Origin of the sequence: Cronobacter sp. HA18006, assembly GCF_011605445.1 — a bacterium.
In the GTDB taxonomy this organism is placed as follows: domain Bacteria; phylum Pseudomonadota; class Gammaproteobacteria; order Enterobacterales; family Enterobacteriaceae; genus Cronobacter; species Cronobacter sakazakii.
Genome location: NZ_JAANQB010000022.1, coordinates 353,561 through 367,446 on the forward strand (window position 1 = coordinate 353,561; position 13,886 = coordinate 367,446).

General features: G+C 56.9%; 12 protein-coding genes and 1 other annotated feature. Of the genes, 8 read left to right on the top strand and 4 right to left on the bottom strand.

Features of this window, described 5'->3' with window-relative positions; all coding sequences use genetic code 11:
* The first annotated feature begins 16 nt into the window (after nucleotides 1–16).
* From G9X48_RS16305 to G9X48_RS16320, 4 genes are all read left to right on the top strand, one after another.
* Nucleotides 17–1,384 (top strand): PepSY-associated TM helix domain-containing protein, encoded by a 1,368-nt coding sequence (locus G9X48_RS16305; protein WP_097641913.1) that lies wholly within the window; start codon nucleotides 17–19, stop codon nucleotides 1,382–1,384.
* 198 nt (nucleotides 1,385–1,582) lie between these two features.
* Complete coding sequence (gene aroF / locus G9X48_RS16310) at nucleotides 1,583–2,653, top strand: 3-deoxy-7-phosphoheptulonate synthase AroF (protein ID WP_004385562.1); 1,071 nt, start codon at nucleotides 1,583–1,585, stop codon at nucleotides 2,651–2,653.
* An 11-nt stretch (nucleotides 2,654–2,664) separates the two neighbouring features.
* Nucleotides 2,665–3,786, top strand: a complete 1,122-nt coding sequence (gene tyrA, locus G9X48_RS16315; RefSeq protein WP_007850199.1) for a bifunctional chorismate mutase/prephenate dehydrogenase — start codon at nucleotides 2,665–2,667, stop codon at nucleotides 3,784–3,786.
* Nucleotides 3,787–3,853: 67 nt separating this feature from the next.
* Complete coding sequence (locus G9X48_RS16320) at nucleotides 3,854–4,732, top strand: SMP-30/gluconolactonase/LRE family protein (protein ID WP_007870164.1); 879 nt, start codon at nucleotides 3,854–3,856, stop codon at nucleotides 4,730–4,732.
* A gap of 30 nt (nucleotides 4,733–4,762) precedes the next feature.
* Here G9X48_RS16320 and pheA read toward each other — a convergent pair whose 3' ends face one another.
* The 3 genes from pheA to raiA form a co-directional block, all read right to left on the bottom strand.
* Nucleotides 4,763–5,923 carry a bifunctional chorismate mutase/prephenate dehydratase gene (gene pheA / locus G9X48_RS16325; protein ID WP_097647343.1) on the bottom strand — a complete coding sequence of 387 codons (1,161 nt, stop codon included), beginning with the start codon at nucleotides 5,921–5,923 and terminating at the stop codon, nucleotides 4,763–4,765.
* Between the two features lie 21 nt (nucleotides 5,924–5,944).
* Nucleotides 5,945–6,069: a sequence feature (Phe leader region), on the bottom strand.
* Nucleotides 6,021–6,068 carry a pheA operon leader peptide PheL gene (gene pheL / locus G9X48_RS21310; protein WP_192961017.1) on the bottom strand — a complete coding sequence of 16 codons (48 nt, stop codon included), beginning with the start codon at nucleotides 6,066–6,068 and terminating at the stop codon, nucleotides 6,021–6,023. (Overlaps the previous feature by 48 nt.)
* 103 nt (nucleotides 6,070–6,172) lie before the next feature.
* On the bottom strand, nucleotides 6,173–6,514 hold the full coding sequence (gene raiA / locus G9X48_RS16330; RefSeq protein ID WP_004385565.1) for a ribosome-associated translation inhibitor RaiA: 342 nt from the start codon (nucleotides 6,512–6,514) through the stop codon (nucleotides 6,173–6,175).
* 346 nt (nucleotides 6,515–6,860) lie between these two features.
* On the opposite strand from raiA, the gene G9X48_RS16335 reads away from it, so the two are divergent.
* Complete coding sequence (locus G9X48_RS16335; protein ID WP_097642012.1) at nucleotides 6,861–8,066, top strand: lysozyme inhibitor LprI family protein; 1,206 nt, start codon at nucleotides 6,861–6,863, stop codon at nucleotides 8,064–8,066.
* A 52-nt stretch (nucleotides 8,067–8,118) separates the two neighbouring features.
* Here the strand turns inward: G9X48_RS16335 and bamD are convergent, their stop codons facing one another.
* Nucleotides 8,119–8,856 carry an outer membrane protein assembly factor BamD gene (gene bamD, locus G9X48_RS16340; protein WP_012124005.1) on the bottom strand — a complete coding sequence of 246 codons (738 nt, stop codon included), beginning with the start codon at nucleotides 8,854–8,856 and terminating at the stop codon, nucleotides 8,119–8,121.
* A 129-nt stretch (nucleotides 8,857–8,985) separates the two neighbouring features.
* On the opposite strand from bamD, the gene rluD reads away from it, so the two are divergent.
* From rluD to clpB, 3 genes are all read left to right on the top strand, one after another.
* Entirely contained in the window at nucleotides 8,986–9,966 is a 981-nt protein-coding gene (gene rluD / locus G9X48_RS16345; protein ID WP_097642011.1) for a 23S rRNA pseudouridine(1911/1915/1917) synthase RluD, read from the top strand.
* Nucleotides 9,963–10,691, top strand: a complete 729-nt coding sequence (gene yfiH, locus G9X48_RS16350; protein ID WP_038878287.1) for a purine nucleoside phosphorylase YfiH — start codon at nucleotides 9,963–9,965, stop codon at nucleotides 10,689–10,691. The genes rluD and yfiH overlap by 4 nt, the downstream gene beginning before the upstream one ends.
* 129 nt (nucleotides 10,692–10,820) lie before the next feature.
* Nucleotides 10,821–13,394, top strand: coding sequence for an ATP-dependent chaperone ClpB (gene clpB, locus G9X48_RS16355; RefSeq protein ID WP_007870142.1), 2,574 nt, complete (start codon nucleotides 10,821–10,823; stop codon nucleotides 13,392–13,394).
* Nucleotides 13,395–13,886 lie beyond the last annotated feature (492 nt).

Below are 13,886 nucleotides of genomic sequence, written 5' to 3' on the forward strand. Positions count from 1 at the left end.
TTAAAAAAGGAAAAGTATGACTTCCTGCACCCCGCGCGCGGCATGGCTCAACCTGCTGCGACGCCTTCATTTCTATATTGGTCTGTTTATCGGGCCGTTTATCTTCATCGCCGCGCTGACGGGCACGCTCTATGTCGCAACCCCGCAGCTGGAAAACTGGATCTATCGCGAGGCGCTGTCCGGCGCTACGTCGGGCACGCCTCTGCCGCTGGCGCAGCAAATCGCGGTGGCGGAGCAACAGACCGGCGGTAAGTTGCGCCTCTCTGCGGTGCGTCCGGCATTAACGCCTGGCGAGACGACGCGGGTGATGTTTGCTGACCCGTCGCTTGGTGAGTCGGAGTCGCGCGCCATATTTATCGATCCGGTGACGCTTGCGGTAAAAGGTGACATGACCGTCTATGGCACCAGCGGCATTCTGCCCCTGCGCCAGTGGATAGACTATATGCACCGCTCGCTGCTGCTTGGCGACGTCGGGCGTGTCTACAGCGAACTGGCGGCCTCATGGATGTGGGTGGCGGCGCTCGGCGGTATCGCGCTCTGGTGCCTGACCCGCCCGAAAAGGCGCATGAAAAACGCGTTTCAGAATACACGCCGCCTGCATACGGGCCTCGGCTGGGCGCTGCTCGCCGGTATGCTGCTGTTTTCCGCAACCGGGCTCACCTGGTCGCAGTGGGCAGGCGCGAACGTCGATAAAATGCGCGCCGCGTTTGGCTGGCTGACGCCGCAGGTCAATACGCAACTGCATGGCGGGGCGCAGGAACACGATCCGCATGCGGAGCACCATATGCATCACGGCACGATGGACATGCCAGCGCTGCACATTGATGCGCATCAGTATGACCAGGTATTGCAGGCGGCGAGAACCGCCGGGATCGACGCCCGCAGGCTGGAGATTCGTCCGCCGCGCGAGGCGGGGCGTGCCTGGACGGTAACTGAGATAGACCGGACCTGGCCCACGCAGGTCGATGCCGTTGCAGTGGACGGCGCCACGCTCCAGGTAATCGATATCACACGCTTCGCGGATTACCCGCTGATGGCGAAGCTCACACGCTGGGGCGTCGATTTTCATATGGGCATTCTGTTCGGCCTGCCAAACCAGTTGCTGCTTATCACCTTTGGCATCGCGCTGTGCGTGGCAATTGTGCTTGGCTACCGGCTCTGGTGGTTGCGTCGCCCGCAGGGGCCGTTGGTTAGCCCGGCAGCGACGCTAAGCCAGGGCTGGCTGAATCTGCCTGTTGTCTGGCGCGTGGTGACGCTCGCGGTAGTCATACTGCTGGGGCTGGCGCTGCCGGTCATGGGCATTAGCCTCGTTATAATATTGTTGATGGACTACTGGCGCTGGCGGCAGGGGCGTAGCGAACCGGTCGTTGAGAAAGGGCAATAATAACAGGGCGGGGAAACCCGCCTTTTCTTATTATGGAAAGTAATCATTACACGCTCATGCCCGTTGCTCGCCATTTATTTTCTTATTGTAAACTTATCGGTACGTTTTATGGATTGAAATCTTTACCATCTGTGATATTGTTAAATCCTCCTCGCAGAGGAAAACTATCGCAACGAGCAAACTTACAGGATCGCCATCATGCAAAAAGACGCGCTGAATAACGTTCATATCGCCGATGAACAGGTATTAATCACTCCGGATCAACTCAAAGCCCAGTTCCCGCTGACCGTTGAACAGGAGGCGCAGATTGCGCGCTCTCGCCAGACCATTTCCGATATTATCGCTGGTCGCGATCCGCGCCTGCTGGTGGTGTGTGGACCTTGCTCGATCCACGATCCTGAAGCCGCGATGGAGTATGCTCGTCGATTTAAAGCCCTGTCTGAACAGGTCAGCGATAGTCTTTACCTTGTCATGCGCGTCTATTTTGAAAAGCCCCGTACCACGGTTGGCTGGAAAGGGCTGATTAACGATCCGCATATGGATGGCTCGTTTGATGTGGAAGCGGGGCTGAAGATCGCGCGCCGCCTGCTGGTGGATCTGGTGAGCCTTGGCCTGCCGCTCGCGACCGAAGCGCTCGATCCGAACAGTCCGCAATACTTAGGCGATCTCTTTAGCTGGTCCGCGATTGGCGCGCGTACCACGGAATCGCAGACGCACCGCGAAATGGCGTCCGGCCTCTCAATGCCGGTCGGTTTTAAAAACGGTACGGACGGCAGCCTTGCGACTGCGATTAACGCGATGCGCGCCGCCGCGATGCCGCACCGCTTTGTCGGCATCAACCAGGCAGGCCAGGTGTGCCTGTTGCAAACCCAGGGCAACCCGGATGGCCACGTGATCCTGCGCGGCGGCAAAGCGCCGAACTACAGCCCGGCGGATGTCGCGCAGTGTGAAAAAGAGATGGCGCAGGCGGGTCTGCGTCCGGCGCTGATGATTGACTGCAGCCACGGCAACTCGAACAAAGACTACCGCCGCCAGCCGGGCGTCGCGGAATCCGCGGTGGCGCAGATTAAAGACGGCAACCGTTCTATTATTGGTCTGATGATTGAAAGCCACCTTCACGAAGGCAATCAGTCTTCCGAACAGCCGCGCAGCGCCATGAAATACGGCGTATCGGTTACCGACGCCTGCATTAGCTGGGAAACCACCGAGGCGCTCCTGCGCGAGCTTCATCAGGATTTGCGAGGGGCGCTGGCGGCGCGCCTGGCGTAAGGGGTTTAACGATGGTGGCTGAACTGACCGCGCTGCGCGATCAAATTGATGAAGTGGATAAGGCGCTGCTGGGGCTGCTGGCGCGCCGTCTGGAGCTGGTGGCGGAAGTGGGCGAAGTAAAAAGCCGCTACGGGCTGCCGATTTATGTGCCGGAGCGCGAAGCATCTATGCTGGCGTCGCGTCGTCATGAGGCCGAAACGCTCGGCGTGCCGCCGGATCTTATTGAAGATGTGTTGCGGCGCGTGATGCGGGAATCGTACTCCAGCGAGAACGATAAAGGCTTTAAAACGCTTAACCCGGCGCTGCGCCCGGTGGTGATTGTCGGCGGCGGCGGCCAGATGGGCCAGCTGTTTGAAAAAATGCTCACGCTTTCCGGCTACCGGGTGCGCATTCTGGAGCAGCAGGACTGGCCACAGGCGCAGACGCTGTGTGCTGACGCCGGAATGGTGATTGTCAGTGTGCCGGTGCACCTGACCGAAGCGATTATCCGCAAGCTGCCCGTGCTGCCGCAGGATTGCGTGCTGGTCGATTTAACCTCGGTGAAAAACGTACCGCTGCAGGCGATGCTGGAAGCGCACTCAGGCCCGGTACTGGGCCTGCACCCGATGTTCGGGCCGGACAGCGGCAGCCTCGCTAAACAGGTGGTGGTCTACTGCGATGGCCGCATGCCGGAGGCGTACCAGTGGTTCCTTGAGCAAATTCAGGTCTGGGGCGCGCGGCTGCACCGCATCAGCGCGGTCGAGCACGATCAAAACATGGCGTTTATTCAGGCGCTGCGCCATTTTGCGACGTTTGCCTACGGCCTGCATCTGGCCGAAGAAAACGTACAGCTGGAGCAACTGCTGGCGCTCTCCTCGCCGATTTACCGGCTGGAACTGGCGATGGTGGGCCGCCTGTTTGCGCAGGACCCGCAGCTCTACGCCGACATTATTATGTCGTCGCCGGGCAATCTGGCGCTGATTAAGCGTTACTACCAGCGGTTTGGCGAGGCGATTGGCCTGCTGGAGCAGGGCGATAAGCGTGCGTTTATCGACAGCTTCCGGAAAGTTGAACACTGGTTCGGCGATTATGCGAAACGATTCCAGCAGGAGAGCCGCGCGCTGTTGCGCCAGGCAAACGACAGCCGCCAGTAACGCAAAATCCGCTTATACTCAAAAGCCAGCAGGCCAGTTCCGCTGGCTTTTTTTATGGCGAAAAAGGATGAACGAAATGGCGCAACCGCAGCTGTTGTTTGATTACACCGGCCATCTGCCGGAATGCCCGACCTGGGACGCGCAGGAGCAGGCGCTCTACTGGGCCGATATCCTGGAGCAGGAGATCCATCGCTACCAGCCGCAAAGCGGCGAACACCGCGTCTGGCAATTCCCGGAAGAGGTGGGATGCTTCGCGCTGCGTGAGAAGGGCGGCTTTATCGTCGCGCTGCGCAGCGGCATCTGGCTTGCTGACGAGCGGGGCATTCTGGGGCAGAAGATTTGCGATAACCCCAATAACCCGGCGCTGGCGCGCTTTAACGACGGCGGCACCGACCACGACGGACGCTTTTACGCGGGCACCTTCTGGGCTCCCGGTGATTATAAAGGCGCGCTGCTGGTGCGTGTAGATAATGATTTGAGCGCGCATGTGATCCAGAGCGATATTCACGGCGCGAATGGCCTTGCCTTCAGCCCTGACAGACGCTGGATGTATACCTCCGATACGCCGAAAGGCGTGATTTACCGCACGCCGCTTGATGAGCTCGGCGAGCCGGGCAAACGCGAGATTTTTAAAACCTTTGGCGAAGGCGAAGGCATTCCTGATGGCGCGGCGCTGGATGTGGAAGGCTGCTACTGGACGGCGATGTATGACGGTCACCGTATCGCGCGGTTTTCGCCAGATGGCGAGCAGCTTGAGGAGTATCGCCTGCCGGTGCGCTGCCCGACGATGGTCTGTTTTGGCGGCCCGGAGATGAAAACGCTCTATATCACCACCACGCGGGAAAATATGGATCTGGAGGAGCTGGAGAAGTTTCCGCTTTCAGGCGCGCTCTTTACGCTTGAGGTCAGCGTCGCAGGCCTGCCGAAGCCGCGATTCAAAGGATAAAAAAACGGCCGGATGCCCGGCCGCTTCTGATTATGCCGGGTTGACCGGCACCACATTTTCACTCGGGTAACAGCCCAGCACTTTCATCGACCGGGTGATCTCCACAAGCTCTTTCAGCGCCTGCTGCATCGCCGCATCGTGGAGGTTCGCCTGGATATCCAGATAGAACATCTCTTCCCACGGGTTGCCGTTAATCGGGCGCGATTCGAGCTTCGTCATAATCAGATTGTGATTACGCAGCACCAGCAATGCCTCAACCAGCGCGCCAGCCTGCTGCCCGGTGGCGATTAACAGCGTGGTTTTCGCCGGTACCTGATCGGATACGTTGATAGCCTTGCGGGCCAGCACCACAAAGCGGGTGATGTTTTGCGTCTGGTTGGCGAGATTGCGCTCCAGCACCTGTAAACCGTAGAGCGCACCGCCCGCTTCACTGCCGAGCGCGGCAACATACGGAGAGCTGGCGTGCGCCACTTTTTCCATCGCGGCGGCGGTGCTTTCGCAATATTCGATTTTCCAGTTCGGGTAGCGCTTGAGGAACTGGCTGCACTGCTGGAACGGCTGCGGATGGCTGTAGACGGTTTCGATTTTCTCAAGCGTGGTGGAGGTGGAGACCAGCACGCAGTGATCGATAGGCAGTGTCAGCTCGCCGACAATCGACAGGCTGGTGTGTTGCAGCAGATCGTAGACATCGTTAATCGCGCCGGAGCTGGTGTTTTCAATCGGCACGACGGCGTAATCGGCCTGGCCTGTCTCCACCTGATTAAAGATATCGTGAAATTTTGCGCAGCCGCTTTCGATGAAGTGATCGAAATGGCGAGCCGCGTACTGGCGGGCGGCCAGGTGCGAGTAAGAGCCTTTCGGGCCGAGAAACGCGATGCGGGCGGAGTGCGGGTTGGTCTGGTTAAGATGCTGCTGGAGTAGCGCTTGCTGGGTAAGAACGGAGTCTTCGATGATCAGCTGAAAAAGCCGGGTGATGTAGTGCGCGTCGAGATGGTGAGTTTTGCCAAGGCTAATTAACCGCTCCAGTAAATCTCGCTCGCGATCGATATCCCTGACCGGACGATGGGTGGCGAGTTTCGCTTTGCCTACCTCAACCGCCAGCGCCCGGCGTTGCGCCAGCAGGGCGAGTAATTGTTCATCCAGCGCGCTGATTTTATCGCGCAGGGCCAGCAACGGGTTTTCCGCAGTCATAACGCCACCTTGTGTATAGCCATAAAAAAGGCCCCCCGGAGTGGGAGGCCTGTTAGTTCGTCTTCGCTTGCTTTCTGTACGACGACACGCCTCCCGTTCAGGGGAAGGTAAAAAAGAAAGCGAAGAAAAACGCGTGTTGCTTCATGAGAGATTCCTTAATAAGCATACCGGTAAAGTACCCGCACCCTTTTTGTTCTGTCAATAAAAAACGCGCCCGAAGGCGCGTGATAAAAGATGACGCTGATGTTTTTACTCTTCTTCTTCGACTTCGGCGAAGTTGGCGTCTTTAACGGAGCCTGTGGTGCGGCGGGCCTCGCCTTTGTGTTGCACCTTGTTCAGTTGCCTTTCCAGCTTGTTAATGAGTTCGTTAATGGCCGTGTACATATCTTCATGTTTGGCGCTGGCGACCAGATGGCCGTTAGGCGTATTGATGGTGGCGTCCGCGACGAACCCCTGGGGCTCTTTAGATAAAATGATATGCGGATTAATCAGATGAGTTTGCCATTTTTCAAGTTTGGCGAGACGGTCGGCGACGTGCTGGCGGATAGCGGGGGTGATTTCCATCTGTTTGCTGGTAATGTTCATTGTCATAAATGTTACCTCTTGTCTTTCCCGTCTTGGTAACTTCAGCATAACCGCCCCAGCGTCAATTTGCGTGATTCAGATCACTTTATTTTGTCACTTTTTGTCAATAAAACGTTTTTGTGAGTCAGGACAGGAAGAGGGCGGATTTCGCTTGTCGGCCTCGTTAAAAGCGGTCATAGTTGATGAGTTAACTCCACCGCCTTCTCTGTTTAAACCTTCATCAAATCCGTTTTTATGCCTCTTTTTTGGTCCGTATACCTTTTTTAAGAGCTCCTCGAAAGGCGCAGCTTCGGCAATAATGCGTCACTCATACCTGCCTAAATGCACGGCTCTTTACGTAAAAAGGATTGTTATGAAAGCCACCTTTCGGCTGACGGCGCTTCGTCGTCTCGCGCTCTGTGTGACGCTCGCCTGTGGCGCTGCACCTGCCATCGGCGCGTCATTTGACTGTGATAAAGCGGGCACGCCTGTTGAACACGCCATCTGCCAGCAAACGTCGCTCGGCGAACTCGACAGCAAAATCAGCGACAGCTACCTGCGCGCGACAAGCAGCATGACCGCACAGGACGCCGCGGCGTTACGCACGGAGCAGCGCGCGTGGCTTAAAACGCGCAACGCCTGTGCGGGTAACGCGAGTGAACTTAACGCGTGTCTTATGGCGACCATGAAACCCCGCGCTGAACAGCTTGAGCGTATCGCGCGCCGCGCCACCCACGATTTCGATGCCGCGGTCAGTCTTATCCCTGCTTCACCGGCGACCGCCGCGGATAAGCTGCGCCAGTATCAGACGCCGCTCGCCTCCGCATGGCTGGTCTATCTCAACCGTTTCGTACCCGCCAGCGGCGTGACGGCGCAGGAGGCCAGTAAGCGTCATCAGATGGCGCTGGACGGGCTTAAGGATGATGATTTCGCCTGGTCGGTGATGAAAGATATCGACAGCGACCCGAAAGAGGGCAAAGACCGGGCGGTGCTGACGCTGCTGCGTATGAATATCGAAAGGCTGGATTACGAAAACGATAGCGATCGCCCGTACGTCCACTGCTTTATTTTCCCGGCGCAGGGGCAGGCCGCTTATGAAGCGTTTGGGGCGCTGTATGGTTCATCACGCGATGGCGCAGCGCCAGTTTGTGCCCCTCAGGCTGCAATTTTCAGTACGCCCGCCTGGAAAGCGCTCGACGATGCGTTTTCCGATGCGCTGAGCAAAGCGAGTGAAGGTGCCGGGACGATTCAGCATGCCAGCTATGCGGACTGGCGTATTTTTGAGCTGCACGTGACCGTTAAGCCGGAGGATTACCTCAACCCTTCCGAACCGGCTCAAAAACCGCGGGAGTCGGAAAAAGAGATCCGCGAGTGGAAAGACGAAGCGGCCTGGCCAAAAGCGCAGCGTGAAAAAGTGCTGGCGGCGCTTGAGCCTGCGCGTCAGGCAACGGCACAGTGGTTGCAAAACGATCGCGGCTTTACGCCCGAAAACGCCCGTAAAGCGGCAGATAACATCGTCCGCGAGTGGCTGGATGACCGCGTTACCTTTATTGACGGATCGACGTGGACCGGTGAGTAACGTCATAAAAAAAGCCAGCCCGCCGGGCTGGCTTTTTACGCTGATGTAAGGATCAGGAACCGGTGTTATTCGCGGCGATAATTTTCGCCACTTTATCCGCCTGCGCGTTGAGCTGCAGCTCGCGATAGGCGTTTTCCATCAGGCCCAGCCCTTCATGGGTCGCCTGGGTATCCGGATAATCACGCAGCATACCTTCCACACGGTTCACAACGGCCACCCACGCGCCGCGTTTGGTGTAATATTGCGCAACGGAAAGCTCATATTTCGACAGACGGTCTTTCAGGTAGACCAGACGTTTGGTGGCGTCGGTAGCGTACTGGCTCTGCGGGTAACCACGAACCAGCTTCGAGAAGTCGCGGAACGCGTCGCGCGCATGCTGCGGATCGCGGTCGCTGCGATCGACGCCGAAGAAGCCCTGCAGCGCACTGTCATCCAGCGCCATATTGGTCAGGCCGCGCATGTAGATAACGTAGTCGATATTCGGGTGGGTCGGGTTAAGGCGAATAAAGCGGTCAATAGCGGCCTGGGCCAGCGGCAGATCGGCGTTTTTATAATAGGCGTAGATCAGATCCAGCTGTACCTGCTGAGAATATGGGCCAAACGGATAACGGTTATCTAACGCTTCCAGTTGCGTTATTGCCGCTTTCCAGTTACCGTCCTGCAGCTTTTGCTGCGCAGTCGCGTAGATCTCTGAAGGCGGATTATCGGGCACCTCTTCCTTAGAACCGGAGCAGCCCGCCAAAGCCAGGCTCAACGTGGCGGCTGCCACCAGATATTTCATGCGCGTCATGACGTTTTGACTTTCCTCAGATGTTATGCGGGAGTTTCACTGTTCCAGCTCCCGATTAAGACCAGCTACAATAGCACACTATATTAAACGGCAAAGCCGTAAAACCCAACGTTAACGAAGAAGCTGTATATGGCACAACGAGTACAACTCACCGCAACGGTGTCCGAGTCACAACTCGGTCAACGCTTAGATCAGGCTTTGGCCGAATTGTTCCCGGATTATTCACGTTCACGCATAAAAGAATGGATCCTCGACCAGCGCGTGCTGGTAAACGGCCAGATGTGCGATACGCCGAAAGAGAAAGTGTTGGGTGGGGAACGTGTCGCCATCAATGCTGAAATCGAAGAAGAAGCGCGCTTTGAGCCGCAGGATATCCCGCTCGATATCGTTTATGAAGATGACGATATTCTGGTTATCAACAAACCGCGCGATCTGGTGGTTCATCCGGGCGCCGGCAACCCGGACGGCACTGTGCTTAACGCGCTGCTGCACTATTATCCGCCTATCGCGGATGTGCCGCGCGCGGGTATCGTGCATCGTCTGGATAAAGACACGACCGGCCTGATGGTTGTCGCGAAAACCGTTCCGGCGCAGACTCGTCTGGTTGAAGCGCTGCAGCTGCGTGAAATCACCCGCGAATATGAAGCGGTGGCGATTGGACATATGACGGCGGGCGGTACGGTCAGCGAGCCCATCAGCCGCCACCCGACCAAACGCACCCATATGTCGGTGCATCCGATGGGTAAACCGGCGGTAACGCACTACCGCATCATGGAGCATTTTCGGATTCACACCCGCCTGCGTTTGCGTCTGGAAACCGGCCGTACGCACCAGATCCGCGTACATATGGCGCACATCACCCATCCGCTGGTGGGCGATCAGCTGTACGGCGGCCGTCCGCGTCCGCCGAAAGGCGCGAGTGAAGCATTTATTCAGGCGCTGCGTAAGTTCGATCGCCAGGCGCTGCACGCGACCATGCTGCGTCTTTATCACCCCATCAGCGGTATTCTGATGGAGTGGCATGCGCCTATTCCGCAGGACATGGTTGATCTTATCGACGCGCTGCGCGCTGATTTCGAAGCCCATAAAGACGACTTGGACTGGTTATGAAACTGATTACTCCGCAGTGGCCGCTGCCTTCGGGCGTTGCGGCCTGTAGCTCAACCCGCCACGGCGGCGTCAGCCTGCCGCCTTACGACGCCTTAAATCTGGGCGCACACTGCGGGGATAATCCTGAACATGTCGAAGAAAACCGTCGCCGCTTTTATCAGGCGGCGAATTTCCCTTCATCGCCCGTCTGGCTTGAGCAGGTTCACGGTAAGGATGTCCTTCATCTCGACGGCGGGCCGTATGCCTCTAAGCGCGCAGATGCCTCTTATACCCGTGAGCGGGGAACGGTCTGCGCGGTGATGACCGCCGACTGCCTGCCGGTGCTGTTTTGCGAGGCGTCCGGCACGGAAGTGGCCGCAGCGCATGCAGGCTGGCGTGGGCTGTGCGAAGGCGTGCTCGAAGAGACCGTCGCCTGTTTTCGCGCGCCGCCCGCTACTATTCAGGCCTGGCTTGGCCCGGCGATTGGCCCGCAGGCTTTTGAAGTTGGTCCGGAAGTGCGCGAGGCGTTTATCGCTAAAGATCCAGCGGCTGCAGCTGCTTTTCGCCCGCACGGCGAGAAATATTTCGCCGATATCTATCTGCTGGCGCGCCAGCGTCTCGCGAAGATGGGCGTGACCGCCGTTTATGGCGGTGAGCGCTGTACGCATAGCGAAAGCCACGATTTTTTCTCGTATCGCCGCGACAGAACGACAGGTCGTATGGCAAGTTTCATTTGGCTGATATAACCTATTGAATCAAGACGATCCGGTACGGATAACTGACGCTCTACATAATTAAGGTCATTAACCTTGAATAATTGAGGGATGACCTCATTTAATCTCCAGTAGCAATTTTGACCTGTTATGGGAGGAGTTATGCGTCTGGATCGTCTTACCAATAAATTCCAGCTTGCTCTTGCCGATGCCCAGTCACTCGCACTGGGGCACGACAACCAGTTTATCGAACCCCTTCACCTCATGAGCGCCCTGCTAAATCAGGAAGGCGGTTCCGTTCGTCCTTTGCTGACATCCGCAGGCGTTAATGCCGGGAAGTTACGCACCGATCTCGACCAGGCGCTGAGCCGCCTGCCGCAGGTGGAAGGCACCGGCGGCGACGTTCAGCCGTCGCAGGATCTTGTGCGGGCACTGAATCTCTGCGACAAGCTGGCGCAGAAACGGGGCGACAATTTTATTTCCTCAGAGCTGTTTGTTCTGGCGGCGCTGGAGTCGCGCGGAACGCTTGCGGATTTACTTAAAGCCGCGGGCGCCACGACCGCGAACGTCACACAAGCGATTGAAAATATGCGCGGAGGCGAAACCGTGAACGATCAGGGTGCCGAAGATCAGCGGCAGGCACTGAAAAAATATACCGTCGATCTGACCGAGCGTGCCGAGCAGGGCAAGCTCGATCCGGTCATTGGCCGCGATGAAGAAATCCGTCGTACGATTCAGGTACTGCAACGTCGTACCAAAAACAACCCGGTACTGATTGGTGAGCCTGGCGTCGGTAAAACCGCGATAGTCGAAGGGCTGGCGCAGCGTATCGTTAATGGCGAAGTGCCGGAAGGCCTGAAAGGGCGTCGGGTGCTGGCGCTCGATATGGGCGCGCTGGTGGCCGGTGCGAAATACCGCGGCGAATTCGAAGAGCGTCTGAAAGGCGTACTGAACGATCTGTCGAAACAGGAAGGCAACGTCATCCTGTTTATCGATGAGCTGCATACTATGGTCGGCGCGGGTAAAGCCGATGGCGCGATGGATGCGGGCAACATGCTCAAACCGGCGCTGGCGCGCGGTGAGCTGCACTGCGTAGGTGCCACGACGCTTGATGAATATCGCCAGTACATTGAAAAAGACGCCGCGCTGGAGCGCCGTTTCCAGAAAGTGTTTGTCGCCCAGCCGTCGGTGGAAGATACCATTGCGATTCTGCGTGGCCTGAAAGAGCGCTATGAGCTGCATCACCATGTGCAGATAACCGACCCGGCGATTGTCGCGGCGGCGACGCTGTCGCACCGTTATATTGCCGACCGCCAGTTGCCGGATAAAGCCATTGACCTTATCGATGAAGCAGCGTCCAGCATTCGTATGCAGATTGACTCGAAGCCAGAGGAACTTGACCGCCTCGACCGCCGCATTATTCAGCTCAAGCTGGAACAGCAGGCGCTGATGAAAGAGTCTGACGAGGCCAGTAAAAAACGCCTCGATATGCTGAACGATGAGCTGTCGGATAAAGAGCGTCAGTATTCTGAACTGGAAGAAGAGTGGAAAGCGGAAAAAGCCTCACTCTCCGGTACGCAGACCATTAAAGCAGAGCTGGAGCAGGCGAAAATCGCCATTGAGCAGGCGCGCCGCGTGGGTGACCTGGCACGAATGTCTGAACTGCAGTACGGCAAAATCCCGGAGCTTGAGAAACAGCTCGCCGCCGCTACGCAGTCGGAAGGCAAAACGATGCGGCTGCTGCGAAATAAAGTCACTGACGCGGAAATCGCCGAAGTGCTGGCGCGCTGGACCGGTATTCCGGTCTCCCGCATGATGGAGAGCGAGCGCGATAAGCTTCTGCGTATGGAGCAGGATCTGCATCAGCGTGTGATCGGCCAGGATGAGGCGGTCGAAGCGGTGTCGAATGCTATTCGCCGTAGCCGCGCCGGGCTTTCCGATCCGAACCGTCCGATTGGGTCGTTCCTGTTCCTCGGGCCGACCGGGGTGGGGAAAACTGAACTCTGCAAAGCGCTGGCTAACTTTATGTTCGACAGCGACGATGCGATGGTGCGTATCGATATGTCCGAGTTTATGGAGAAACACTCGGTGTCGCGTCTGGTTGGCGCACCTCCGGGATATGTCGGCTATGAAGAGGGCGGTTATCTGACCGAAGCGGTTCGCCGCCGTCCTTATTCCGTCATTCTGCTGGATGAAGTGGAAAAAGCGCACCCTGATGTGTTCAACATTCTTCTGCAGGTGCTGGATGATGGACGTCTGACGGACGGGCAGGGCAGAACGGTCGATTTCCGTAATACTGTGGTCATCATGACGTCTAACCTGGGTTCCGATCTGATTCAGGAGCGTTTCGGCGCGCTGGATTACGCGAGCATGAAAGAGCTGGTGATGGGCGTGGTCGGGCAGAGCTTCCGCCCGGAATTCATCAACCGTATTGATGAAGTGGTGGTATTCCATCCGTTAGGACAGAAACACATTGCCTCTATTGCGCAGATCCAGTTGCAGCGGCTTTATCAGCGTCTGGAAGACCGGGGGTACGCGGTGCATATCTCGGATGACGCGCTGCAGTTGCTTGGTGAGAACGGCTACGACCCGGTTTATGGCGCGCGTCCGTTGAAACGTGCGATTCAGCAGCAGATTGAAAACCCGCTGGCCCAGCAAATCCTCTCCGGTGAGTTGGTGCCCGGTAAAACTATCGAGCTTATCGTGCGCGACAACCATATTGTCGCTGTGCAGTAACTCGCAAAAAATGAAAAACGGGCCCTGCGAGGCTCGTTTTTGTTTATAAACCAGGCAATGATGGTGATTCTTCAGTCGTTCTGCCTGGAAAATGAACGATCGGAATTTTTTTTAAAATTTCCTCTTGTCAGCTGAGAAGAACTCCCTATAATGCGCCTCCACTGACACGGCACAACGGCAAACGAGCCGGCCCGTCAGGCAGACGAAAGCGAAAATAAACGCTTGACTCTGAAAGAGGAAAGCGTAATATACGCCACCTCGCGACAGCAGGCTGAGTGCCGCGTCGCACCGCTCTTTAACAATTTATCAGACAATCTGTGTGGGCACTCGGGGCACTGATATCTTAACGTCTTCGGACGATAAATGAATATCAAGTCTCAAGTGAACAACAGTTAATTCATTACGAACTAACAGTTTAATTCTTTGAGCATCAGACTTTTAATTGAAGAGTTTGATCATGGCTCAGATTGAACGCTGGCGGCAGGCCTAACA